The sequence below is a fragment of the Mycolicibacterium iranicum genome (assembly GCF_014190915.1).
GTDB classification, from domain to species: domain Bacteria; phylum Actinomycetota; class Actinomycetes; order Mycobacteriales; family Mycobacteriaceae; genus Mycobacterium; species Mycobacterium iranicum_B.
Genome location: NZ_JACHVU010000002.1, coordinates 78,461 through 101,279, shown reverse-complemented (window position 1 = coordinate 101,279; position 22,819 = coordinate 78,461). Strand labels below are relative to the sequence as shown.

25 protein-coding genes are annotated in these 22,819 nt (G+C 68.9%); 12 read left to right on the top strand and 13 right to left on the bottom strand.

The annotated features are described in order from the left end of the window. Positions 1 to 20 precede the first annotated feature (20 nt). Both FHR72_RS04285 and FHR72_RS04280 read right to left on the bottom strand, forming a co-directional pair. Positions 21 to 827: an acetoin reductase gene (locus FHR72_RS04285; RefSeq protein WP_183466703.1), complete on the bottom strand. Its 807-nt coding sequence runs from the start codon at positions 825 to 827 to the stop codon at positions 21 to 23. Beyond that, the gene (locus tag FHR72_RS04280) at positions 824 to 1,879 is read right to left on the bottom strand and encodes a 2,3-butanediol dehydrogenase (protein WP_183466702.1); all 1,056 of its coding nucleotides are present in this window, start codon (positions 1,877 to 1,879) and stop codon (positions 824 to 826) included. The genes FHR72_RS04285 and FHR72_RS04280 overlap by 4 nt, the downstream gene beginning before the upstream one ends. Before the next feature lie 86 nt (positions 1,880 to 1,965). On the opposite strand from FHR72_RS04280, the gene FHR72_RS04275 reads away from it, so the two are divergent. Continuing rightward, the gene (locus FHR72_RS04275) at positions 1,966 to 3,261 is read left to right on the top strand and encodes an FAD-dependent oxidoreductase (protein WP_183466701.1); all 1,296 of its coding nucleotides are present in this window, start codon (positions 1,966 to 1,968) and stop codon (positions 3,259 to 3,261) included. Between the two features lie 60 nt (positions 3,262 to 3,321). Beyond that, positions 3,322 to 5,166 carry a flavin-containing monooxygenase gene (locus FHR72_RS04270; RefSeq protein ID WP_183466700.1) on the top strand — a complete coding sequence of 615 codons (1,845 nt, stop codon included), beginning with the start codon at positions 3,322 to 3,324 and terminating at the stop codon, positions 5,164 to 5,166. A 30-nt stretch (positions 5,167 to 5,196) separates the two neighbouring features. Here FHR72_RS04270 and FHR72_RS04265 read toward each other — a convergent pair whose 3' ends face one another. Both FHR72_RS04265 and FHR72_RS04260 read right to left on the bottom strand, forming a co-directional pair. Next, positions 5,197 to 5,487 carry a ribosomal protein L7/L12 gene (locus FHR72_RS04265; RefSeq protein ID WP_183466699.1) on the bottom strand — a complete coding sequence of 97 codons (291 nt, stop codon included), beginning with the start codon at positions 5,485 to 5,487 and terminating at the stop codon, positions 5,197 to 5,199. Positions 5,488 to 5,498: 11 nt separating this feature from the next. Further along, positions 5,499 to 6,518, bottom strand: coding sequence for a GGDEF domain-containing protein (locus FHR72_RS04260; protein ID WP_183466698.1), 1,020 nt, complete (start codon positions 6,516 to 6,518; stop codon positions 5,499 to 5,501). Positions 6,519 to 6,673: 155 nt separating this feature from the next. On the opposite strand from FHR72_RS04260, the gene FHR72_RS04255 reads away from it, so the two are divergent. The 6 genes from FHR72_RS04255 (at position 6,674) to FHR72_RS04230 (ending at position 11,151) form a co-directional block, all read left to right on the top strand. Beyond that, positions 6,674 to 8,692, top strand: a complete 2,019-nt coding sequence (locus tag FHR72_RS04255) for a prolyl oligopeptidase family serine peptidase (RefSeq protein WP_311736051.1) — start codon at positions 6,674 to 6,676, stop codon at positions 8,690 to 8,692. Position 8,693: 1 nt separating this feature from the next. Further along, entirely contained in the window at positions 8,694 to 9,371 is a 678-nt protein-coding gene (locus tag FHR72_RS04250) for an LpqN/LpqT family lipoprotein (RefSeq protein WP_183466696.1), read from the top strand. Beyond that, positions 9,368 to 9,688: a hypothetical protein gene (locus FHR72_RS04245; RefSeq protein ID WP_183466695.1), complete on the top strand. Its 321-nt coding sequence runs from the start codon at positions 9,368 to 9,370 to the stop codon at positions 9,686 to 9,688. The genes FHR72_RS04250 and FHR72_RS04245 overlap by 4 nt, the downstream gene beginning before the upstream one ends. Before the next feature lie 75 nt (positions 9,689 to 9,763). Next, the gene (locus FHR72_RS04240; protein ID WP_183466694.1) at positions 9,764 to 10,246 is read left to right on the top strand and encodes a YkgB family protein; all 483 of its coding nucleotides are present in this window, start codon (positions 9,764 to 9,766) and stop codon (positions 10,244 to 10,246) included. Positions 10,247 to 10,276: 30 nt separating this feature from the next. After that, positions 10,277 to 10,912 (top strand): RNA polymerase sigma factor, encoded by a 636-nt coding sequence (locus FHR72_RS04235; RefSeq protein WP_183466693.1) that lies wholly within the window; start codon positions 10,277 to 10,279, stop codon positions 10,910 to 10,912. Next, positions 10,909 to 11,151 carry an anti-sigma factor family protein gene (locus tag FHR72_RS04230; RefSeq protein ID WP_183466692.1) on the top strand — a complete coding sequence of 81 codons (243 nt, stop codon included), beginning with the start codon at positions 10,909 to 10,911 and terminating at the stop codon, positions 11,149 to 11,151. Before FHR72_RS04235 ends, FHR72_RS04230 begins: the two co-directional genes overlap by 4 nt. Before the next feature lie 22 nt (positions 11,152 to 11,173). Here FHR72_RS04230 and FHR72_RS04225 read toward each other — a convergent pair whose 3' ends face one another. From FHR72_RS04225 to FHR72_RS04195, 7 genes are all read right to left on the bottom strand, one after another. Further along, the gene (locus FHR72_RS04225) at positions 11,174 to 11,806 is read right to left on the bottom strand and encodes a DedA family protein (protein ID WP_260155814.1); all 633 of its coding nucleotides are present in this window, start codon (positions 11,804 to 11,806) and stop codon (positions 11,174 to 11,176) included. A 94-nt stretch (positions 11,807 to 11,900) separates the two neighbouring features. Next, entirely contained in the window at positions 11,901 to 12,782 is an 882-nt protein-coding gene (locus tag FHR72_RS04220) for a hypothetical protein (RefSeq protein ID WP_183466691.1), read from the bottom strand. Between the two features lie 60 nt (positions 12,783 to 12,842). Next, positions 12,843 to 13,712, bottom strand: coding sequence for a polyphosphate kinase 2 (gene ppk2 / locus FHR72_RS04215; RefSeq protein WP_183466690.1), 870 nt, complete (start codon positions 13,710 to 13,712; stop codon positions 12,843 to 12,845). A gap of 63 nt (positions 13,713 to 13,775) precedes the next feature. Beyond that, entirely contained in the window at positions 13,776 to 15,305 is a 1,530-nt protein-coding gene (locus FHR72_RS04210) for an aldehyde dehydrogenase family protein (protein ID WP_183466689.1), read from the bottom strand. 9 nt (positions 15,306 to 15,314) lie between these two features. Beyond that, complete coding sequence (locus FHR72_RS04205; RefSeq protein WP_221193053.1) at positions 15,315 to 15,845, bottom strand: phosphatase PAP2 family protein; 531 nt, start codon at positions 15,843 to 15,845, stop codon at positions 15,315 to 15,317. A 41-nt stretch (positions 15,846 to 15,886) separates the two neighbouring features. Then, positions 15,887 to 16,399 (bottom strand): mycothiol transferase, encoded by a 513-nt coding sequence (locus tag FHR72_RS04200; RefSeq protein ID WP_183466688.1) that lies wholly within the window; start codon positions 16,397 to 16,399, stop codon positions 15,887 to 15,889. Between the two features lie 27 nt (positions 16,400 to 16,426). Continuing rightward, on the bottom strand, positions 16,427 to 16,816 hold the full coding sequence (locus FHR72_RS04195; RefSeq protein WP_183466687.1) for a VOC family protein: 390 nt from the start codon (positions 16,814 to 16,816) through the stop codon (positions 16,427 to 16,429). 22 nt (positions 16,817 to 16,838) lie between these two features. Here FHR72_RS04195 and FHR72_RS04190 point away from each other — a divergent pair, with 22 nt between their 5' ends. Beyond that, positions 16,839 to 18,563, top strand: coding sequence for an N-acyl-D-amino-acid deacylase family protein (locus tag FHR72_RS04190; protein ID WP_183466686.1), 1,725 nt, complete (start codon positions 16,839 to 16,841; stop codon positions 18,561 to 18,563). Further along, the gene (locus FHR72_RS04185; protein WP_183466685.1) at positions 18,560 to 19,111 is read left to right on the top strand and encodes a carboxymuconolactone decarboxylase family protein; all 552 of its coding nucleotides are present in this window, start codon (positions 18,560 to 18,562) and stop codon (positions 19,109 to 19,111) included. Before FHR72_RS04190 ends, FHR72_RS04185 begins: the two co-directional genes overlap by 4 nt. Here FHR72_RS04185 and FHR72_RS04180 read toward each other — a convergent pair. Then, the gene (locus FHR72_RS04180; protein ID WP_183466684.1) at positions 19,108 to 19,923 is read right to left on the bottom strand and encodes an SDR family NAD(P)-dependent oxidoreductase; all 816 of its coding nucleotides are present in this window, start codon (positions 19,921 to 19,923) and stop codon (positions 19,108 to 19,110) included. The two genes, FHR72_RS04185 and FHR72_RS04180, sit on opposite strands and share 4 nt — an antisense overlap. Before the next feature lie 68 nt (positions 19,924 to 19,991). Between FHR72_RS04180 and FHR72_RS04175 the strand changes: the two genes are divergently transcribed. Continuing rightward, on the top strand, positions 19,992 to 20,360 hold the full coding sequence (locus FHR72_RS04175; protein ID WP_183466683.1) for a pyridoxamine 5'-phosphate oxidase family protein: 369 nt from the start codon (positions 19,992 to 19,994) through the stop codon (positions 20,358 to 20,360). Between the two features lie 10 nt (positions 20,361 to 20,370). Here the strand turns inward: FHR72_RS04175 and FHR72_RS04170 are convergent, their stop codons facing one another. Beyond that, positions 20,371 to 21,357, bottom strand: coding sequence for a zinc-binding alcohol dehydrogenase family protein (locus tag FHR72_RS04170; RefSeq protein ID WP_183466682.1), 987 nt, complete (start codon positions 21,355 to 21,357; stop codon positions 20,371 to 20,373). Positions 21,358 to 21,467: 110 nt separating this feature from the next. Between FHR72_RS04170 and FHR72_RS04165 the strand changes: the two genes are divergently transcribed. Then, positions 21,468 to 22,787, top strand: coding sequence for an MFS transporter (locus FHR72_RS04165; protein WP_183466681.1), 1,320 nt, complete (start codon positions 21,468 to 21,470; stop codon positions 22,785 to 22,787). Positions 22,788 to 22,819: the final 32 nt, after the last annotated feature.

Genomic DNA, 22,819 nt, shown 5'->3' with positions numbered 1-22,819 from the left:
GGCCCAGTGTGCGCCTCATCTCAGCGGTAGACCAGGCCGCCGTCGATCAGGCCCGCCTGCCCGGTCATGTAGTCGGCGTCCGGGCCGGCCAGGTAGGACACGAAGCCCGCGACGTCCTCGGGGGTCTCGGCGCGGCCCAGTGCGATGCCGCCGACGAACCTGTCGTAGGTCTCCCCCTCGGCGGCACCGGTCAGCTCGGCGAAGCGCTTGTCGATCTCCACCCACATGTCGGTGCCGACGACACCCGGGCAGTAGGCGTTCACGGTGATCCCGTCGGCGGCATGCTCCTTGGCGGCCGCCTGGGTCAGCGCCCGCACCGCGAACTTCGAGGCGCTGTAAGGCCCGAGCATCGCGAACCCGTCGTGGCCGGCGATCGACGACGCATTGATGATCTTGCTGAGTTTCCCGTGCTCCCGGTTCTTCAGCTCCGCGAACTTGGCGACAGCGGCCTGGATTCCCCACAGCACCCCGTTGACGTTGATGGCCCAGAGTTTTTCGAGCTGCTGCGGTGTCACGTCCTGGATCGGTCCGACGAGCGCGATGCCTGCGTTGTTGACCATGATGTCGAAGCCGCCCAACGTCGCAGCGGCGTGGTCCACGGCCGCGAACACCTGGTCGCGGTCGCTGACATCGGCCACGAAAACCGTTGTCTTGCAGCCTATTACCGCGATCTCGGCCGCGACGTCGTCCATGCCGTCGGGGTGGACGTCGACCAGAGCGACGTCGGCGCCGTCGCGGGCCAGGCGCAGCGCGATGCCGCGGCCGATGCCCCGGGCCGCTCCGGTCACGAGCGCGACCCTCCCGCGCAGTGCCGCATCGGAACTCATCGGCCTTCTCCGTTCGGGTCGACCAGAACCTTCATCTTCGTGCCGGCGTGCAGCGCCTCGAATCCCTCGTCGACGACGTCACCGATCGGGATGCGCGTGACCCAGCCGGTGGTGTCGTACCTGCCCTCGGCCATCAGCGCGATCACCGCGTCGAAATCCGCGCCGGTGTAGCACAGCGAGCCCTGGATCCTCGACTCGTTCATCACCAGGTTCAGAAGTGGTGTCTCCAAGGGCTTTTCGTAGATGGCGACGCTGATCATCGGCTTGCGTGAACCGACGCAGTCCAGCGCTGTCGCGACGGCGGGGGCGACCCCTGCGGCGTCGTACACCGCGTCGGCGCCGTCACCTTCGGTGTGTTCGGCGATGAACGCGGGCACGTCGGCGGCGGTGGGGTCGAGGGTGTGGGCGCCGAGTGCCTCGATCGCGGCGCGTCGCGTCGGTGACGGTTCGACGACGAAGACATCGTCGAGTCCTTTGCCACGCAACGCGAACCACAATCCGATGCCGATCGGTCCGGCGCCGAACACCATGGCGGTGTCGCCGGGGTTCACGTCGCCGAGTGTCGCGGCGTGGTAGGCCACCGACATCGGTTCGACGAGTGCACCCAGCTCCAGGGACACGGCGTCAGGGAGCTTGTGCAGCATGCTGGTGGGCACCACGGTGTACTCGGCCATCCCCCCGTCGGACATCAGGCCGTGGAATCCGATCTGCCGGCAGACGTTGTAGTTACCCGCCCGGCACGGGCCACAGTGGTCGCATCGGTAGATGGGTTCGACAGCGACGCGGTCGCCCTCGTTCCAGCCGACCACCCCGTCGCCCACCTCGGTGATGGTGCCCGAGAATTCGTGACCCATGGTCAGCGGCAGCTGCGCGCCGGTCAACGGATGCGGCTCGGTCGGGACGAAGATCGGGCCCGCGTAGTACTCGTGCAGGTCGGTGCCGCAGATCCCGTTGTAGCCGACCTGCAGTTTCACCGTTCCCGGACGCACCTGCGGCTCGGCGACCTCGTCGACCACGAGCTTGTTCGGTCCGTAATAGACAGCTGCTCTCATGCGGCCATTCCTATGTGACCGCGGCCACAACGCGAAAGAGTTGCAGTGGGTTGCACCATGGAGGTGCCGAAGACAGCGAGGTCGCCATGCAGGAGTTCGACGTGGTCATCGTCGGCGCACGGTGCGCAGGGTCGTCGCTGGCGGTCCTGCTCGCCCGCAGGGGTCTTCGCGTCTGCGTGGTCGACAAGGCACGTCTGCCGTCCGAGACGCCGTCGACGCACGTCATCCAGCCGCGCGGAGCCGCCGCCCTGGAGCGGCTGGGCGCGCTCGAGGCCGTCCTCTCTGCCGGCGGCGCGACCATCAGCAGGTTCACGATGGTCAACGACGACGTCCGCATCGAGGACGAGTTCGATCGCACGACGTTCCCGCTGCCCGGGCTGTGCGTGCGACGGGTCACGCTGGACTCTGTGCTGGCCGACACCGCGGCCGCGGCGGGGGCCGACGTGCGCACCGGGGTGAAGGCGACGGGCCTGTTCCGGGACGCCGGCCGGATCGCCGGCATCACGACGGACCGCGGACCGATCCACGGCCACCTTGTGGTGGGGGCCGACGGACGGCACTCGACAGTGGCACAATCCGTTGCGGCACAGGAGTATTCGACAACACCTCGCGGGCGGGTCCCGGTGTGGGCCTACTTCGAGGGGGTCACCGACCGCGAGGACCGGCTCAGGATCGCGCGGATCGGAGAGAACGCGTATCTGGCGAGTCCCACCGACGGGGACCTGTACATGGTGTGCGTCGCGGCCGGGGACGGCGACGCAGACCGTGACGAGACGTTCGCCGCGGGGATCGCCGGCTGGCCCGAACTGGCCGATGTCGTCGGCGGAGCGCGACGGGTGGGACCTCTGCGCGTCATGGCCCGATGGCACGGCTACTTCCGCCAGGCCGCCGGCCCGGGCTGGGTGCTCCTCGGTGACGCCGGCCATTTCAAGGACTTCACGCCCGGGCAGGGCATCTCGGACGCGTTCTGCCAGGCCGAACACCTCGCCGACCTGCTTCCCGCCGACCTCGCACACAGTGGTGCCGTCGACGACGCGACACAACGCTGGTGGCGCTGGCGCGATCGGGATGCCCACGCGATGCACTGGTTCGCCACCGACCTCGGCGCCCCGGGGCCCCCGACGCCGCTGATGACCGAGGTCTTGCGCGACATCGCCGGCGACCCGGCGGCGCGCCGCCTGCTGATGCGCGTCCTCAACCACGAGGTCGCCCCGAAGCGCCTGCTGACCCCGCGGCGGCTCGCGCTGGCCGCGGGACGGTCGCTGCGGACGCGCCCGCGGGACGCCGGAGCGACGGGCAGAGAGATCGCGACCGCGGTGCGCAACGAGATCCACCGCGGCCGGCTGCGCCGGGCGAGGCCCCCGGGGCTGCCGGCCTCCTAGCCCCGTGCAACGCTTCGCAACTCTTGCCGGCAGCGGCCACCCGGGTGTGCCCTGGGTCACATGACTTCCATTCTCGATTTTCAGACCACCGCGGACGTGACGCCGCAGCAGCGTGTCGATGCCTGGCTCGCGTCCTTCGAGGCGGCACTGGCCGTCCGCGACATCGACCGCGCCACCGAGATGTTCGCCGTCGACGGTTTCTGGCGCGACCTCGTGTCCTTCACCTGGAACATCAAGACCCTCGAAGGCCGTGACCAGATCGCCGACATGCTCGCCGCGCGCCTGATCGAGACGGACCCGTCCGGGTTCCGCACACGCGAGGCGCCGGTCCAGGAAGGCACCGGGCAGGACGCCGTCACCTCGGCGTTCATCGAGTTCGAGACCGGCACCGGGCGCGGCACCGGCCACCTGCGGCTCACGAGTGCCGACGGAACGGACAAAGCCTGGACGCTGCTGACGGCACTGCAGGAACTCAAGGGACACGAGGAGCGCAAGGGTGCGACCCGGGTGCGGGGCGCTGTCCACGGTGACGACCCCGACCCGCGGTCGTGGGCCGAGAGGAAAGCCGCCGAGGACGCGGAACTGGGCCGCACCGTGCAGCCGTACGTGCTGGTGATCGGCGGCGGCCAGGGCGGCATCGCGCTCGGTGCCCGGCTGCGCCAGCTCGGGGTGCCGGCGATCGTCGTCGACAAGCACGAGCGCCCCGGCGACCAGTGGCGCAAGCGGTACAAGTCGCTGTGTCTGCACGACCCGGTCTGGTATGACCACCTGCCGTATCTGCCGTTCCCGCCGAACTGGCCGGTGTTCGCGCCGAAGGACAAGATCGGCGACTGGCTGGAGTTCTACACCCGCGTCATGGAGGTGCCGTACTGGTCGAAGACGACCTGCCTGTCGGCCGTGTTCGACGACGCAGCGCAGCGGTGGACGGTCGAGGTCGACCGCGACGGCGAACGCCTCACGCTGCACCCGACCCAGCTCGTGCTGGCGACCGGCATGTCGGGCAAGCCCAACGTCCCGGCGCTACCCGGTCAGGACGTCTTCCGCGGCGAGCAGCACCATTCCAGCGCGCATCCCGGCCCGGACGCCTACGTCGGGAAGAAAGCCGTCGTGATCGGGTCGAACAACTCGGCCCACGACATCTGCAAGGCGCTCTACGAGAACGGCGTCGACGTCACCATGGTGCAGCGGTCATCGACGCACATCGTCAAGTCGGACTCGCTGATGGAGATCGGGCTGGGTGCGCTGTACTCCGAGCAGGCGGTGGCCGACGGCATGACGACGGAGAAGGCGGACCTGACGTTCGCGTCCCTGCCGTACCGCATCATGCACGAGTTCCAGATCCCGCTCTACGACCAGATGCGCGAGCGCGACCGGGACTTCTACGACCGGCTCGAAGCCGCCGGCTTCGAGTTGGATTGGGGCGCAGACGGTTCCGGGCTTTTCATGAAATACCTGCGACGCGGCTCCGGCTACTACATCGACGTCGGCGCCTGCGACATGGTCGCCGACGGCCGGATCAAGCTCGCGCACGGCCAGGTCGACCATCTGACCGAGAACTCGGTCGTGCTCTCCGACGGGACGGAGTTGGCCGCCGACGTGGTGGTCTACGCGACCGGCTACGGCTCGATGAACGGATGGGCGGCGGACCTGATCGGACAGGACGTCGCCGACAGGGTCGGCAAGGTGTGGGGCCTCGGTAGCGACACCCCTAAGGACCCCGGCCCGTGGGAGGGCGAGCAGCGCAACATGTGGAAGCCGACCCAGCAGCCGAACCTGTGGTTCCACGGCGGCAACCTTCATCAGTCCCGGCACTACTCGCTGTATCTGGCGTTGCAGCTCAAGGCGCGCCACGAGGGGCTGCCGACCCCGGTGTACGGCCTGCAGGAGGTGCATCACCTGTCCTGACCCCCGCCGGCGGTGCGGCCGGCGGCGAGGTCAGGGGGCGAGGTCGTCGACGATGTCCTTCGATTCCTTGAGCCCCAGCCCCGTCTGGTCCCGCAGCACCTTGATGGCCTGGATCTTGTTGCCGGACCGGGCCAGGTGCAGGACCTCGGCGCTGACCTGGCCGCCGGCCGCGGCGGGCCCCGGCGCCGGCCCGTCCCCACCCGTAGCCGATGCGCTGCGCAGCGCCCACTCCAGCGCCGCCACGCGTCGTTCCAGCTCATCGACCCGCCGGCGGAGCCCGCCGTCGTCCAGACCGTCCCCGGATCGTCCGAAAATGCCCATGCCCCAGTCTCTCAGGCGGCCGCCTCGGACTGGCGGATCTGGTTGCCCCCGGCCCGTTTCGCTTCGTACATCGCCATGTCGGCCGCGGTGATGACCCGTTCGATCACCGTGCGGGCGTCCGCAGCGGGGTCCTGTACCGAGACGCCGGCGACGCCGAGGCTTGCCGTCACATGCCACGGATTCGAGGCGATGGCCGAACAGAGGCGCCGTGCCAGCATCTCCATCTCGCGAGGCGGGCAGGCCTGGGCGACCACGAATTCCTCGCCGCCGACGCGTGCCGCGATCACGCCTGGACCACAGGCCTCGCGCAGTCTGCCGGCCACGTCGACGAGCACGCGGTCACCGACCGCGTGGCCCAGTGTGTCGTTGAGGCGCTTGAACCGGTCGAGGTCGATCATCACCACGCTGAAACTCCCGGAACCGCCGTGGGCGACGTCGGCGAGGAGGGCGTGGGCCGAGCGACGGAACCCGCGCCGGTTCGTCAGGCCGGTCAGAGGATCGGTCGACACCGCGTCGTTCCACAACAGCCGCACCAGGATCTGGCCGCCGAACGGAACCGTCAACAGACCTCCGGTGGACAGCAGCAGTGTGGCCACCGCCAGCGGGACGTCCCCGTCCAGTCCCATCCGCACCGCGCACGCGGCGGCGGTGGCGAGCGCGACGCTGACCGTGAGGACCAACAGACGCGGACTGTGCGACAGCGCGACGTAGGCCGCCAGTCCGACGAAGGCCCAGCAGGTCAGCAGCCCCGCATGCGGGTCGGTCTGCGTCAGTGCGACGACGGCGAGAGCAGTGCTGCCTGCCACCGAGAACACGGCCGACTGCCGCTGCGTCGGCCACCGCCGCGCGTACATCGCGGCGATGCCGGCGAACCCGGCGGCGATCGCGAGCACCACGCCCCGGGCGGGCCCGTGTGGACCGACGGGGCTGAACGACATCAACGCCACGGCGACGGCGAGCGCGGCCATGATCGAGCCCATCACCGCGCACGAGAAGCGGAGCAGCCGGCGCGACCCCAGGTACCCCGTCATCCAGTCATAACGGTCCGGCTGTCGCCACCACTGTCGGATGTGGTTCACCACGGCCCCCGATGCTCACCTGCGGCGATAGTACAGAGTCCGTCACCGCGCCGACCGATCTCGCGACCGATTCGATGGTCCCCGGCCGCGGTGCGCAGAATGGGGGCGTGACGAATCCCCCGCCTGCGGATGACCCGTTCCTCTGGCTCGAGGAGGTCACCGGCGACGACGCACTCGCCTGGGTGCGTGCGCGCAACGAACCGACGATCGCCGAACTCGGCGGTGAACGTTTCGAACAGATGCGCGCCGAGGCGCTGGAGGTTCTGGATACCGACGCCCGCATCCCGTATGTGCGCAGGCGCGGTGAGTACCTGTACAACTTCTGGCGCGATGCGGCGAACCCGAAGGGGTTGTGGCGGCGCACGACGCTGGAGAGCTACCGCACCGAGAAACCGGACTGGGACGTCGTGATCGATGTCGACCAGCTCGCCGCCGCGGACGGTGCGAACTGGGTGTGGGCCGGCGCCGATGTGCTCGAACCCGACCACTGTCTGGCCCTGGTCAGTCTGTCGCGCGGCGGCTCGGATGCCGCGGTCGTTCGCGAGTTCGACATGCGGACAAGGACATTCGTCGACGATGGCTTCGCACTGGCGGAGGCGAAGTCACAGGTGTCCTGGGAGGACGAGAACACCCTGCTCGTCGGCACCGACTTCGGGCCCGGCTCGCTGACCGAGTCGGGTTATCCCCGCGTGGTCAAGCGGTGGCGGCGGGGCCAGGAGCTCGGCGACGCCGAGACCGTGTTCAGCGGCGAGGACGCCGACGTCGTGGTCGCCGGCTCACGCGACCACACCGAAGGTTTCGAACGCACACTGGTGAGTCGCGCGACCGACTTCTTCAACGAGCAGGTCTACGAACTGCGCGGTGACGAACTGATCCGGATCGACACCCCCACCGATGCGAGCATCTCGATCCACCGGGAATGGCTGTTGATCGAACTGCGCACCGACTGGACGTACGGCGTCCAGACCTACCCCGCAGGTTCCCTGCTGGCCGCCGACTACGACCGATTCCTCGGCGGCACAGCCGATCTGCAGGTGGTGTTCACGCCGGACGCACACACCTGCCTGCACCACTACGCGTGGACCCGGGACCGGCTCGTCGTCGTGACCCTCGCCGACGTCGCCAGCCGGGTGACCGTGCACACGCCGGGCCGGTGGACGGCAGAACCTGTGGCGGGGCTGCCGGAGAACACGAACACCGCGATCGTCGGGGCGGACAGTCGCGGGGACGAGATCTTCCTGGACTGTTCGGGTTTCGACACGCCGTCGCGGCTGCTGCACGGAACGGCAGGCGGCACGCTGACCGAGATCAAGCGGGCTCCCTCGTTCTTCGACGCCGCCGACCTCGAGGTGTCGCAGCACTTCGCCACCTCCGACGACGGCACCGAGGTCCCGTATTTCGTGGTGGGCCACCTCCACCGCGAGGCCCCCGGCCCCACATTGCTCGGCGGCTACGGCGGTTTCGAGGTGGCCCGGACCCCCGGCTACGACGGGGTGATGGGCCGGCTCTGGCTCTCCCGCGGCGGAACCTACGTTCTGGCGAACATCCGCGGCGGCGGCGAGTACGGGCCGACATGGCACACCCAGGCCATGCGCGAGGGACGCCACCTCGTCGCCGAGGACTTCGCCGCGGTGGCCCGCGATCTGGTGACGCGCGGGATCACGACCGTCGAGCAGCTCGGCGCACAGGGCGGATCCAACGGCGGTCTGCTGATGGGCATCATGCTGACCAAATACCCCGAACTGTTCGGCGGTCTGGTCTGCAGTGTGCCGCTGCTGGACATGAAACGGTTCCACCTGCTGCTCGCCGGCGCCTCGTGGGTCGCCGAGTACGGCGATCCGGACGATCCCGACGATTGGGCGTTCATCTCCGAATATTCGCCCTATCAGAACATCTCAGCGGAGCGGAGCTACCCGCCGGTGCTCATCACGACCTCGACCCGAGACGACCGGGTCCACCCCGGCCACGCGAGGAAGATGACCGCCGCTCTCGAAGAAGCCGGACATTCCGTGCGGTATTACGAGAACATCGAGGGAGGCCATGCCGGGGCGTCGGACAATCCGCAGATCGCGTTCCGTTCCGCGCTCGTCTACGAGTACCTGCACCGCACACTGAACGGAAGATGACATGACCCTCAGCTGGAGATATCTGCTGATTCCCGCGGCGTCGGCGCTGGTGCTGACCGGATGCTCCCAGGACGTCACGGGCACGGCGGTGATGGGCTCCGAGAGCGGGGCGGTGTCGTCCGCCCCGGGGACGTCCTCGCCGTCGACGTCCGGGGGCGACGACAGCCAGTGCACGACCGTCGCCGCGCCGCTGGAGGACATCCCGGGCAAGGGTGACAGCGAGCCCGCGCTGCGCATCCCCGTTCCCGCGGGCTGGGAACGCAACACGATGATGGACAGCGAGATCATCCGCTACTCGATCGTCGCGACGGACCTGATCAGCAACAATTTCGCCCCCAACGCGGTCGTCACGCTGGAGTCCGTACGCGGCAGCCAGGCGCCCGAGGAGGTCTTCGAGCAGAACCGGGACAACCTGGTCAGTGGACTGGGCGCATTCGATCTGCAGACCGAGAGCAACTCCACCTGCGGATTGCCCTCGGAGACAACCACTTACATGGCCCCACCGATGGGGCCGGCGCCGGAGCGGCCGATCATCATGCACGCGGTGGTGGCCGAGGACGACACCTCGACCTACCTGGCGACCCTGACGATCCAGACGGCCGATCCGGACAATCCCGACTACGTCAGCGCCTCGCAGGAGATCGTCGACGGATTCCAGATGCTGCTGCCGGGGTCATGAGCACCCTGTCTTACGTCCTACTCGGCGCCGGGGCGCTGGCGCTGGCCCTCGGTGCGGCCATACCGGGCCGCGACACCGCGACCATGCCCAGGCGTGCGGTCAAGCGACGGATCTACTGGTCGGGCACGGTCGTCGGCGTCGTTCTGCTCTTCCTCGCGGGCCTGCCCGACGTCCAGAGTGCGGTGGCGTTCGCCGCCGCGGCGATCATCCTGATGACGGGGTCGGCGTACTTCCGCACCCCTCACATCAAGATCGGCGGGAAGGTCTATTCGGCCTACGAACCACACCGGGTGCCCGACCCGCCGCCGGGCGTGTAACGCTCGGCGCCCTCGCCACCACTACGTCGGTGAATGTCGCGCCACCCAGGTGCGGCCCGACCGGGAGGACATCCCATGGCCACCATCATCGACCACACCCGCCGTCTGCACCTGCCGCAGCTGGATCGCGCCGGCGCCGTCCTGGCACGCTACGGACTCGTCGTCGTCATCGCCTGGATCGGGGCGCTGAAGTTCACCGCCTACGAGGCCGCCGGTATCGCGCCGCTGGTCTCCGAAAGCCCGTTCATGAGCTGGGCCTACGACGTGTTCTCGGTCAACACCTTCTCCGCCCTTCTCGGCGTGGTCGAGCTGACCGCAGCGGCGCTCATCGCCGTCAAGCCGTGGTGGCCGACCCTGTCGGCCGCGGGCAGCGCCATCGCCGTCGGCCTGTTCGTCGCCACCCTGAGCTTCCTGTTCACCACCCCCGGCGTCTTCGAAGCGTCCGCCGGAGGCTTCCCGATCCTGTCGTCGACCGGACAGTTCCTGATCAAGGACGTCGCCCTGCTGGGTGTGGCGGTGTGGACGCTGGCCGACGCGATTCGCAGTTCGCGCCACTAGGTCCCGGCCGCGGATTACCATCCGCCCCAGATGACCAGCACATCGATCGACGAGGCCGACCTCATCGCCGCGCTGCGAGCGCGCGATGAGGTCGCCTTCGCGTCTCTGGTCGATCAGCACGCCCCGGCGATGCTGCGCGTCGCCCGCGGGTATGTCGGCACCCACGAGGCCGCCGAGGAGGTGGTCCAGGAGGCGTGGATCGCACTGCTCAAGGGGATCGACGGGTTCCAGGGCAGATCATCCTTGCGCACATGGCTTTTCACCGTCCTGATCAACATCGCCAAGAAGCGCGGGCTACGCGACCGGTCCGATGTGGACGTCGAGATCGCGGCGTACACCGGCGGCACGGTCGACCCGAAACGCTTCCGCGACAACGACGACCAGTGGCCCGGCCACTGGAAGGACGAGGCCGTCCCCCACCCGTTCCCCGAGACACCGGAGGGATCGGTACTCGGTCAGGAGATGCGGGCCGTGACCCGACGCGAACTGGACAAGCTGCCCGAGAGGCAGCGCCTCGTGGTGACGATGCGTGACATGCTGGACATGGACGCCGCCGAAGTGAGCCGTCTGATGGAGATCACCGCCGCCAACCAGCGCGTGTTGCTGCATCGAGGGCGCGCCGCTGTGCGCGCAGCGCTCGAGGACTACCTGAGGGAGACGGTGTGAGCACCGGAAAACCGCTCGACTGCAACGAACTCGTCGAACTGGTCACCGATTACCTGGACGAATCGCTGGACCTGGACACCCGGTCGCGGTTCGACGAACACCTGCTCGGCTGTGAGGGCTGCAGCCAGTATCTGCAACAGTTCCGGGTGACGGTGGCCACCCTCGGCTCGACGCCCGACGAGGGGCTCGAGCCTGCGTTCCGGGACAGGCTGCTGGACGCGTTCCGCGACTGGCGCTGATCGGGGAACAACCTTCGGCCCGTCACCGCGCCGAGCGGCGCCGGAGCCGTTTGACGGTGAACCAGCCGACGAATCCGAGGACGGCGATCAGCACGACGTACTGCAGGGTCGACGCGTAGGGCTCGACGAAGTGCCAGTTGGCGCCCAAGGCGTACCCCGCGCCGATGAACACACTGTTCCAGATCAGGCTGCCCAGGAGGGTGAGCACGGTGAAGACGGCGAAGTTCATCCGTTCGGTGCCCGCCGGGACCGAGATGAAGCTGCGGAACAGCGGCAGCATCCGGCCGAAGAAGACACCTTTGGTGCCGTGGCGGGCGAACCATGCCGCGGACTTGTCGACGTCCTCGCCGTCGATCAGCGGAAGCTTCACCGCAAGCGTGCGCATCCGGTCGTGGCCGAGCCACGCACCGAGCAGGTAGATGACCCATGCGCCGACCACCGAGCCGACCGTGGTCCAGATGATCGCCTCGACGACGGAGAGCTTTCCGAGCTTGGCGGCGAATCCCGCCATCGGCAGGACCACCTCGCTGGGCAGCGGCGGGAAGAGGTTCTCCAGGAAGATGGCCAGGCCTGCCCCTGGGCCGCCGAGGCGTTCCATCAGGTCTACAGTCCAGCCGGCGAGACCGTCGAGTTCGGCGGTGCCGTCAGTGGGCAAGTGTCGTAACCTTTCCTGGAGGGATTTCCTCCGAGCCTACCTATCCGCCGCGGACACTCAATTGCGCTGGCGGGTGCGGAATCTGCTGGACGGTTCAGAAGCGGGTGGTCGGTGCGGGCGACGACGTCTCCGAGGATCGGCGCAGCACACCGCCGACCACCGCGGCGACCACACCGAGGACGATGAGCCCGCCACCGGCGAGCAGCGTGTAGTTGAGCCATTGGTGCAGGCTGTCTTTCGCGGTGTCGACCATCACCTCGGCCACCGTGCGGATGTCCCCGGTCGTCTGGTTGAGCCCGGTGTCGACGAAGCGGTTGCCGACCTCGATCGCCGCCCAGCCGGCGGCCCCCACCAGAAGCGCCGAAACTCCCAGTGCGGTAAGACCTTTGGCCCGAGACCGCGATGCGGCCAGGGTGAGCAGTGCGAACATCGCCGTGACGACGGCCGCGCCGATGCTCGCCCACGGCCCCCAGGTGGCGAGCCAGCGCAACGTGCCGGGCTGCAGCTCGGGCGAGTCGACGGTGATCGGCACCGTCAGTGTCGGGGGCACCTGCAGATCCAGGGTGCCCAGCGTCGCGGTGAACGACGGGTCCGACAGCATCGGGGCGACGTCGATGAGCCACTGATCGGTCGAGTTGCCGCTGGGGACGGCGCCGGTGAACATCCACCGGTGGGCGATGCGGTTGGCCTGGGCGAACTGGCCGGGGAACCCGTCGTTGCGGGTGTAGGAGTCGGCCACCGTGCGCACGAGTTCGGGGTTGAGGGTGTACCCGTTGTCCTCGCCGAGCGCCACCACCTGCGTCGTCAGCTCGGCCGACATCGCATCCTGCAACCTGCTGTCCCTGGCCGCCGACGTCGCCATCGCGGCGTAGCCGTCCTCGGAGACGAGGTGCGACTGCGCCCACACCGCCGGGACCGCGACGGCCAGCGCGACCGTGGTGAGAAGCCACAACAGCAGCGTGGCGAGAAACCGCACGGACGCGTCCTCCTGTCTCCGGCGAGATGTCACCGCGGGGGCGGCGCCGTGGACACCGGGTCAGTCGGCGAGTGCGCGTCCCACGATGAGCGGGTCGGGGCGGCCGACCACGTCGAGGTCCTTGTTGTCGTAGTCGAACTTACTCAGCACGTAGCGCATGGCGTTGATGCGGGCGCGCTTCTTGTCGTTGCTCTTGACCGCCATCCACGGCGCCGTCTCGGTGTCCGTCCACGCGAACATGTCCTCTTTGGCCTCGGTGTAGTCGTCCCATTTGTCCAGCGACGCGAGATCGGTGGGCGAGAGCTTCCACTGCCGCACGGGATCGACCTGCCGGATCGTGAAGCGTGTGCGCTGTTCGGACTGCGTGACCGAGAACCACAGCTTGGTCAGGCTGACCCCGTCGTTGACCAGCATCTGCTCGAACAGCGGGACCTGCCGGATGAACTCGGCGTGCTGCTTGGCCGTGCAGAATCCCATGACCCGCTCCACGCCGGCCCGGTTGTACCAGGACCGGTCGAACAGCACCATCTCCCCGGCCGACGGAAGGTGGTTCACGTAGCGCTGGAAGTACCACTGCGTGCGCTCCTTCTCCGTCGGCTTCTCCAGCGCCACCACCCGCGCACCCCGCGGGTTGAGGTGTTCCATGAACCGCTTGATGGTGCCGCCCTTGCCCGCGGCGTCGCGTCCCTCGAAGACGATGACGTGGCGATGCCCGTGCGCCTGGCTCCACTTCTGCAGCTTCAACAGCTCGATCTGCAGCAGACGCTTCTGTTCCTCGTACTCCGGGCGCGGCATGCGCTCGTCGTACGGGTAGTTCTCCCGCCACGTGTCGACGACGGTGCCGCCGGGCTGGATCAGCAGAACCGGGTCGTCGTCATCGTCGTCGAGGACGGTGTAGCGGCCGTCGGGGGCAGACAGGTCCAGGGTCACCGGCCGAAGCTATCCAGCCCTGCGTACCGGGCGGTGACGCCCGGGTGAACGCCCGGTGGCGCGCTACTTGGCCACGCGCTTGGGCCGGATCAGCGCCAGCTTGGTCATCATCGTGTTCATCCGCTTCAGCGCACGGGGCGAGTTGTTGTAGTAGTTGCCGCCCGCTCCGATGTTGGTGCGCGGGCCGACCACCGTCTCGATCCGGCAGTACTTGCGCAGCCCCTCGGGCCCGCCGAACCGCGCGCCGATCCCCGAGGTCTTCCATCCACCCATCGGGGCGGTGGTGCACATCAGGTTGGAGATCACGTCGTTGATGTTCACCCCGCCGCAATCCAGCTGCACCGCAACGGATTCCGCGCGCTCCAGATCCTTCGAGAACACCGCGGCGGACAACCCGTACGGGCTGTCGTTGGCCAGGCGCACCGCCTCTTCGGCCGACGAGACCTTCATGATCGGCAGCGTCGGCCCGAACGTCTCCTCGGTCATGCACTGCATCGAGTGGTCCACATCGACGAGCACGGTCGGCTCGTAGAAGCTGCCCGACCCTGCGCCGCGCTTGCCGCCGGTCAGTGCGCGCGCCCCCTTGTCCAGTGCGTCCTGGACGTGGCCCTCGGTGACGGCGACCTGGCTGTCGTCGATCAACGCACCGAAGGCGTTGCCGTCACCGGCACCCACCTTCAGCTTCTGCACGTCACGCACAACGGCGTCGACGAACTGGTCGTACACCTGCTCCAGGACGTAGACGCGCTCGACGGAGACGCACGTCTGGCCGGCGTTGAACATCGCGCCCCACACCGCGGCGTGCGCGGCCAGCTCGACGTCGGCATCCTCCAGCACGATCATCGGGTCTTTGCCGCCGAGCTCCAGGCTGACCGGGGTGAGCCTGCGCGCGGCCCGCTCCATCACCTTCGCGCCGGTCGCGCTCGACCCGGTGAACTGGATGTAGTCGGAGTTGTCGATGACGGCCTCGGACACCGCCCGTGCACCCTGGGCCAGGGCCAGCACGTCCGGGCCGCCCGATTCCAGCCAGCCGCGCAGCAGCAGCTCGGCGGTCAGCGGAGTGCGCTCCGAGGGCTTGAGCAGAACCGCGCAGCCGGCAGCCAGGGCGCCGATCGCGTCCATCAGCGCATTGGCGACCGGGTAGTTCCACGGCGCGATGATGCCGACGACCGGGCGGGGCCGGTAGTGCACGGTGATCTTCTTGATGGACAGGAACGGCAGCGCCGCCGGCCGCGACTCGGGAGCCAGGGCCTTCTCCATCGTGCGGACGTAGTAGGAGGTGATCATCAGGATCAGCGGCACCTCCTGGGCGGCGTCCACCGCCGACTTGCCGGTCTCGGCGATCAGCAGGTCCTCGATCTCGGCGCGGTGGTCGCCGAGCCAGATCGCGTAGCGGGCCAAGACCTTGGCGCGGCCCTTGGGACCGCGGGCCTCCCACTCCTTCTGCGCGGCGCGCAGGCCGGCCGCCACCTGGGGTACGTCGGCCGGATCGGTCCAGTGCACCGTGCCGGCGACGGCGCCGGTGGCCGGGTTCTTGATGGTTCCGGTGCCGGTGAACGTGTTGTCTGCTTGCACGTCGGACGTCGCTGTCATGCCTCCATGCTAGCCCCGGGTGTGATCTGGATCGCCCCCGGGTTGACACCTGTCAAGTTTTGCCAGCCAAACGGCCAGGCAGACGAAAGCGCTGCCGAGGAACAGGGCCCCGATGGCGTCGGTGAAGTAGTGGTAGGACACCGCCTGACCGAGTATCGCGAGCACGAGGACGCCGGCCGCGACGGCCGCCGCCCACGTGGCCACCCCGACCAGCAGGACCGCCATCGCGATCACGACGACCGCCAGCGTGGTGTGCCCGCTCGGATAGCAGATTCCGCCCTCTTTCAGGCGGCCGAACGACCGCTTGGCCAGCCGCGCCGCCATCACCGCGAGAAACGGTGTGACGACCGTGGCCGCCGCGAGGTTCCACCGTCGCTGCGCCAGTGCGACCGCGGTGACGATCGCGCACAGCGCGAGGATGACACGCCCGTCGGTGAATACCAGGAGCAGGCCGAGCGATCGATGCTCGTCCCCCAGATCCTGGAACCAGTCGTCAATCGGTGTGGAGCCCTTCCCGACCGCGACCCCGAGCGCGACCATGCCGGCCAGACCGGCCAGCGGCCACCACCGGATCGCCGCGTTCAGCTGACGAGCCCTCGGACATACGCCGCCTGGCCGAGGTGCTGGGCGGCGTCGTCGACGACGCTGACCAACCGGGCGCTCGCCGTCACCGGCGGGGTCCACCGCTGGTCGATCACCCGGGCCAGCTCGGCGGCGGACACCGACGCGACGTACTCCAGCGTCGCCCGGTGGACAGCGTGGTAGTACCCGGCGAGCAGATCCCGCGATGCCCGCACCTTCGCAACGTCCTCGGGAGAGTGGCCGTAGCCGTGCGCGTCGCGCGGCAGGTCCAGACCGAACCGGTCCACCCAGCCGTCCCGGAACCACACCTGCTCGACGCCGGCGAGGTCGCACACCTGGGCATCCTGCATCCGCGCGGTGTGCCACAGCAGCCACGTGATCGTGTTGGCCTCCGGGGCGGGCCGAAAGTAGGCGACGTCGTCGGTGAGGTTCTCGGTGAGGTCGTCTGCGTGCTCGATCAATCGCGTGAAGGAATCGCGCAGGACCTCGCGGGCGGAATCGATGTCAGCCATGCCGCCAAGCTACGCCGGAGGCAGCGGTCAGTCCCGGGGACCGCCGCCGTGGAACACGGCCTCGACGTTGTTGCCGTCCGGGTCGCGCACGAACGCGCCGTAGTAGTTGTCGTGATACTCGGGCCACAGCCGTGGCGCATGCAGCGATTCCCCGCCCGCCTCCAGGGCGGCGTCGTGGAACGCCTGCACAGCCTCGGCGCCGGCGGCCTGGAAGGCGAAGTGCGCCTCCCGGTTCGGGCCCGCCGCGTCGCCGGCGTTCATGTCGGCGATCCAGAAGTCCGGTTTGCCTTCGGTGCCGTAGCCGACGGCAACCCCGAAATCCATCTGCCGGGTGTACCCCAGCACGCCGAGGACCTTGTCGTAGAAGGCCTTCGACTTCTCCCAGTCCGCACAGTTGATTCCGAAGTGGTCGATCACGGGATCACCGTACATTCGGGGAATGACATATGACCTCATCATTCGCGGAGGAACCCTCGTCGACGGACTGGGCGGCGAACCGGTCACCGGAGATGTCGCCGTGCGCGACGGCGTGATCGCGGCGGTGGGTCAGGTCGACGGCGCAGCCGTCCGCGAGATCGACGCGACCGGCCTGCTCGTCACGCCGGGATTCGTCGACCTGCACACCCACTACGACGGTCAGGCGATCTGGTCGGACCGTCTGACACCGTCGTCGGCCCATGGGGTCACGACCGCGATCATGGGGAACTGCGGCGTGGGGTTCGCGCCGTGCCGGCCCGCCGACCACGACGTGCTCGTCGACGTGATGGCCGGCGTCGAGGACATCCCCGGCGTCGTGATGGTCGACGGCCTGCCGTGGCACTGGGAGACGTTCCCCGAGTTCCTCGACGCCCTGGATGCCGGGAGGCGGGACATCGATGTCGCGGCGTTCCTGCCGCACTCCCCGCTGCGGGTCTACGTGATGGGCCGGCGCGGTGTCGACCGCGAGCCGCCGACCGCCGAGGACCTGGCCCTGATGCGCAAGCTCGCCGAGGAGGCCGTCAGCGCCGGGGCCCTGGGCTTCGCCTCGTCTCGACTCACCCTGCACAAGACGGCAGGCGGGCAACCGATTCCGAGTTACGAGGCGGAGTACGCAGAGATCGAGGCCATCGCCCGCGGGGTCGACGACGCGGGCGGCGGGCTGTTGCAGTTCGTTCCCGATCTGATGGCCGGCGACTACGAGGGGGCGCTGAAGGCGGTCTTCGACGTCGCCTCCGACGTGGGCCTGCCGGTCACGTTCACCTTGGCGATCGGCAACGCCGGCCCGCCGATCCACCTCGACGCGCTGCGCATGGTGGAGAAGGCCAACGAGAACGGAGGCGACGTCACCGGACAGATCTTCCCGCGGCCGATCGGGCTCGTGCTCGGTCTGGACCTGTCGGGCAACCCGTTCGTCATGTATCCGTCGTACCGGGAGATCGCCGCGCTACCGCTGGCCCAGAAGGTCGCCGAGATGCGCAAACCCGAGGTGCGGGAACGCATCCTGAACGACGCACCGGCATCCGACGGGCACCCGCTGATGTTCGCCGCGCAGGCATGGGACTACATGTTCCCACTCGGGGATCCGCCGAACTACGAACCGTCGCCGCAGGATTCGATCGGGGCGCGGGCGCGGGCCCGCGGCGTCAGTCCGCTCGAAGAGGCCTACGACCGCCTCCTCGACGACGACGGGCATGCCATGCTGCTGGTCACGCTGGCCAATTTCCGCGACGGCAGCCTCGACACTGTCGCAGAGCTCATCCGCCGCGATGACGTCGTGCTGGGCCTCGGCGACGGTGGCGCCCATTACGGGATGATCTGCGACGCAAGCTTTCCGACCTACATGCTGACGCACTGGGTGCGCGACAGGCCGTCGGGACGGCTGTCGGTCGCCGACGTGATCCGAGAGCTGACGTCGGTGCCGGCGCGGGTCGCCGGTCTCGCCGACCGGGGACGGATCGCGCAGGGCTACAAGGCCGATCTGAACGTCATCGACCCCGTCGCGCTGCGGCTGCACAAGCCCACCGTCGTGGCGGATCTGCCCGCCGGCGGGCGCCGCCTGGACCAGACCGCCGACGGTTACGTCGCGACGATCGTGTCCGGCGAGGTCATCGCCGAGAACGGGGTGCCGACCGACGCCCGCCCGGGTGTGCTGATCCGGGGCCGCCGTCCCGCACCGACCGCGTGAGTCGCGTTGCGCCGCTTGCTCCCCCGTGGAGCGAGCAGGATGCCGCCGGCATCAACAGCTGGGGCCATCCCGACCGCACCTACGAACCGCTGCTACTGGTGCGCTGCCTGCAGCGTCACCCCGCGCTGGCAGCGAAGCTGCGCACTCTCGGAGAGGCCCTCTACCTCGACACGAAACTTCCGCCGCGGGTACGCACGATCGCGATCCTGCGGATCTGCGCGCTGCTGGGCTGTGCGTACGAGTGGGGTGGTCAGGCGGCCTTCTGGGGTCCGATCGCCGGGGTGTCCGAGGACGAGTGCGACGCGCTGGTCACCGGCGCCGACACCGCATGGTCGGACGACGAGCGGGTGTTGATCGCGGCGGTCGACGAGCTGGAGCGCAGCGGCACGTGGACGACATCGACCTGGAACGCGTTGGGCAACAGGCTTTCCGATGAGCAGCGGATGGAGCTGCTGATCGCGGTCGGCTGGTATCGCACGATCTGCACGCTGTGCAACGGGTTGGATCTGCCCGTCGAAGGCTGGATGCGGGCCTGGCCGCAGGCCTAGCTCGACCGGCGCAGCGCGGGATGCTGGTTCTTCAGCAGCGGGAGCAGCAGCCGGCGCGGTAGGAACTCGAAGATGCGCGCCGGGATCTCGTTCTGCAGACCCGGGATCACGCTGCCGCGGTCGTTGGCCAGCGCGTCGATGCCCTTCCTGGCCACCGCGCGCGATTCGACCCACATGAACTTCGGGAAGGCCGCGGCGAAGGTCCGCTCGTCCATGCCGGCGCTCTCGAGGAACTCGGTGCGCACCGGCCCGGGATGCAGCGCGGCCACGGTGACCCCGGTGCCCGCGAGCTCGCCGCGCAGCCCGTCGGTGTAGGCACGCACGAACGCCTTGGTGCCGGCGTATCCCGACTGGCCGGGGAACGGCTGAAAGCCCGCGGTGGAGCCCACGTTGAGGATCGCGCCCCGTCCGCGGGGAACCATCTGCCCCACGGCGCGGGTGGTGAGGTCGATGACCGCCTCCACGTTCACCCGCACCTGGGCGATCTCGGCCTCGGGCGTCGATTCGGCGACCGGGCCGATGGTGCCGATGCCGGCGTTGTTGATCAGCACGTCCACGGTCAGGCCCCGCCGCTCCACCTCCGGGAGCAGCTCGGCCCGCGCAGCGGCGTCGGCGACGTCGCACGCGATGACCTCCACGCGCACCGTGCGGGACAGCTCGTCGGCGAGCTCGCGCAGACGGTTCTCGCGCCGCGCGACGAGCGTCAGCCCGTGGCCACGTGCGGCCAGCTCCCGGGCCAGATCGGCGCCGATGCCGGACGAGGCTCCGGTGACGACGGCGGTGGTGGTCGGTGACGGTGTCGGCAGGCCCATGTGTTGCGAAACTACGCGGCTCGCCGTTCTTGTTCCCGGCAGGCCCCGGGGTCGGCGAAGATGACGCCATGAGCATCAAGGTCGATCTCGACACGCTGTCCGAGGCACTCGCCGACTTCCCGTTCGCGTACCTGGTCACCGTCGGTGACGACTACCGCGCGCACACCGTCGCTGTCGAGCCGGTCCTCACCGACGGGGTGCTGCACGTCGGATCGGTCGGCAACAGCACGCGCAGGAACGCCACGGCGCACCCCGACGTGACCTTGGTGTGGCCACCCCGCACACCCGGCGGGTACACGCTCATCGTGGACGGTCGCGCCGAGGTGTCCGCCACGCTCGCGGTCCGGCCGACCGGCGCGGTGCTGCACCGGCCTGCGAGCCCGGGCACACCGACCGCCTCGGGCTGCGGCGACGACTGCGTGCCCCTCGGCGGGTGACCTCCACGCCTCAGCGTGTGATGACGACCTTCCCCACCATGTGGCCGGACTCCACGTCGCGGTGGGCCTCGCGCAGACCGGCCGCGGAGAAGTCGTCGATCGTCTTGGTGACGGTGGTGCGCAGCGTGCCTTGATCGACCAGCTCGGCGGTAGCGGCCAGGAGACGCTGCTGTTCGATCATGTCGGGGGTTTCGAACCGCGGCCGGGTGAACATCAGCTCCCAGTGCCACGCAATGCTTTTCGCCTTGAGCGGTAACAGGTCCAGGCCGGGGGGTTCGTCGATCGCGGCGATGTGCCCGAAGGGCTTCACGATCGCTGCGTAGTCGTCGATGTTGTCCTTCGAATGCGGGGAGAACAGGTAGTCGACACCATCGGGGACGGCCGCCAGCGTCTGCTCCCGAAGGTGATGGTGATCGACGACGAGGTCCGCGCCCATCCGCTGGGCCCATTCGCGGGACTCGTCCCGACTGGCGGTGGCGATCACCCGCATCCCGGTCAGCGCCTTGGCCAGCTGGATCATGATCGAGCCGACGCCGCCCGCGGCGCCGAGCACCAGCAGGTCACCCGTCGACTCGCGGGTCAGGCCGAACCGGTCGAACAGCGATTCCCACGCCGTGATGGTCGTCAACGGCAGCGCCGCCGCGTCGGCGAACGACAGCGAGGCCGGCTTGCGGGACACGATGCGCTCGTCGACGGCCTGCAATTCGGCGTTGCTTCCGGGCCGGGTGGCGTCGCCGGCGTACCAGACCTCGTCGCCCACGTGCAGCGTCGTCACCTCCGGCCCGACGGCCTCGACGACGCCCGCGGCGTCGTAGCCGAGGATCGTGGGCTCGTCGGAGGGCTGAAGTCCCTGACGCACCTTCCAGTCGGCCGGGTTGACCGACACGGCGAGCACGCGCACCAGCACGTCTCGCGCACGCAGTTCGGGGACGTCGACCGTGACGTCCCGCAGGCTCTCATCCAGGGAGTCGGCGGCGAACGCGCCGATCGCAGTCATCCTCGCTGTTAACGTGGTCATGCCAGATGTGAACCGACGAGAGCCGCAGTTTCATCCACGCCGATCGCAACTGTTGCCAGAAGGCTTGTGAATCGGCCTGATTGATTCCCGTGACCGTGACGAACGCGCCGGACGAGGCGAGCGACCAGCAGACGGCGACCCCGCAGGCCCGCACGGCGCTGTGGGCGAGCCTCGTCGGCACCACGATCGAGTGGTACGACTTCTTCCTCTACGCCACCGCGGCGAGCCTCGTCTTCAACCGGGCGTTCTTTCCGGACCAGAGCACCTTCGTCGGCACGCTCCTGTCTTTCGCGACGTTCGCGGTCGGCTTCCTGGTGCGCCCGATCGGCGGGTTCGTCTTCGGCCACGTCGGTGACCGCATCGGCCGCAAACGGACACTCGCGCTGACGATGCTGTTGATGGGCGGGGCGACCGCACTGATGGGCGTGCTGCCGACCGCCGCGCAGATCGGCGTACTGGCCCCGATCCTGTTGCTGCTGCTGCGCATCGTGCAGGGGTTCGCACTGGGCGGCGAGTGGGCAGGTGCGGTCCTGTTGGCGGTCGAACACGGCCCGCCGCGCAGGCGTGGCTTGTTCGGCAGCATCCCGCAGGTGGGGCTCGCACTCGGACTCGCGCTGGGCACAGGCGTTTTCGCGCTCCTGCAGATCGTCCTGCCCGACGACGCGTTCCTGACCTACGGGTGGCGCATCGCTTTCCTGTTCAGCATCGTGCTGGTGATCTTCGGCGTGGTGGTGCGGCTCAAAGCCAGCGAGACACCGGCGTTCGAGAAGGTCCGCGACAGCGACGACCGGGCGGCCGTACCGCTGCGCGAGGTGTTCCGCCCGCCGGCACTCCGATCGACGGTGCTGGGCATGCTCTCGCGGTGGGGTGAAGGCGCGGCGTTCAACACCTGGGGTGTCTTCGCGATCTCCTACGCGACCGGCACCCTGGCGCTGGGGAAGGTGCCGGTCCTGGTGACCGTCACCGCCGCCGCGCTGGTGATGGCGGCGTTGATCCCGGTGTCGGGTCTGCTCGCAGATCGCTATGGCCCACAACGCATCTACACGATCGGCATCGCCGCCTACGCGGTCGCGGTGTTCCCGGTGTTCGCGCTGTTCGGCACGAGGGACATCGCGCTGTACGCGCTCGCGATGGTCGTGGTGTTCGGCGTCGTCCACGCCCTGTTCTACGGGGCGCAGGGCACGCTGTATGCGTCGCTCTTCCCGGCACGCATCCGCTACACCGGGCTGTCGACGGTCTACCAGCTGTCCGGTGTGTACGCCTCGGGCCTGACACCGCTGATCCTGACAGCGCTGATCGGTGCGGCCGGAGGCACGCCGTGGCTCGCGTGCGGCTACCTGGTCACGACGGCGATCATCAGCGTCATCGCGACACTGGCACTCAAACCCACGCCGCTGCAGTCACTCTGACGCGTCGTAGACTGTGGGTGTTGTGTCAGATC

Excerpts from the sequence above, each read along its gene's own strand:
- FHR72_RS04285 (WP_183466703.1), bottom strand. The coding sequence starts at position 827 with ATGAGTTCCGATGCGGCACTGCGCGGGAGGGTCGCGCTCGTGACCGGA.
- FHR72_RS04280 (WP_183466702.1), bottom strand. The coding sequence starts at position 1,879 with ATGAGAGCAGCTGTCTATTACGGACCGAACAAGCTCGTGGTCGACGAG.
- FHR72_RS04275 (WP_183466701.1), top strand. The coding sequence starts at position 1,966 with ATGCAGGAGTTCGACGTGGTCATCGTCGGCGCACGGTGCGCAGGGTCG.
- FHR72_RS04270 (WP_183466700.1), top strand. The coding sequence starts at position 3,322 with ATGACTTCCATTCTCGATTTTCAGACCACCGCGGACGTGACGCCGCAG.
- FHR72_RS04265 (WP_183466699.1), bottom strand. The coding sequence starts at position 5,487 with ATGGGCATTTTCGGACGATCCGGGGACGGTCTGGACGACGGCGGGCTC.
- FHR72_RS04260 (WP_183466698.1), bottom strand. The coding sequence starts at position 6,518 with ATGACGGGGTACCTGGGGTCGCGCCGGCTGCTCCGCTTCTCGTGCGCG.
- FHR72_RS04250 (WP_183466696.1), top strand. The coding sequence starts at position 8,694 with ATGACCCTCAGCTGGAGATATCTGCTGATTCCCGCGGCGTCGGCGCTG.
- FHR72_RS04245 (WP_183466695.1), top strand. The coding sequence starts at position 9,368 with ATGAGCACCCTGTCTTACGTCCTACTCGGCGCCGGGGCGCTGGCGCTG.
- FHR72_RS04240 (WP_183466694.1), top strand. The coding sequence starts at position 9,764 with ATGGCCACCATCATCGACCACACCCGCCGTCTGCACCTGCCGCAGCTG.
- FHR72_RS04235 (WP_183466693.1), top strand. The coding sequence starts at position 10,277 with ATGACCAGCACATCGATCGACGAGGCCGACCTCATCGCCGCGCTGCGA.
- FHR72_RS04210 (WP_183466689.1), bottom strand. The coding sequence starts at position 15,305 with ATGACAGCGACGTCCGACGTGCAAGCAGACAACACGTTCACCGGCACC.
- FHR72_RS04205 (WP_221193053.1), bottom strand. The coding sequence starts at position 15,845 with ATGGTCGCGCTCGGGGTCGCGGTCGGGAAGGGCTCCACACCGATTGAC.
- FHR72_RS04200 (WP_183466688.1), bottom strand. The coding sequence starts at position 16,399 with ATGGCTGACATCGATTCCGCCCGCGAGGTCCTGCGCGATTCCTTCACG.
- FHR72_RS04190 (WP_183466686.1), top strand. The coding sequence starts at position 16,839 with ATGACATATGACCTCATCATTCGCGGAGGAACCCTCGTCGACGGACTG.
- FHR72_RS04180 (WP_183466684.1), bottom strand. The coding sequence starts at position 19,923 with ATGGGCCTGCCGACACCGTCACCGACCACCACCGCCGTCGTCACCGGA.
- FHR72_RS04175 (WP_183466683.1), top strand. The coding sequence starts at position 19,992 with ATGAGCATCAAGGTCGATCTCGACACGCTGTCCGAGGCACTCGCCGAC.
- FHR72_RS04170 (WP_183466682.1), bottom strand. The coding sequence starts at position 21,357 with ATGACTGCGATCGGCGCGTTCGCCGCCGACTCCCTGGATGAGAGCCTG.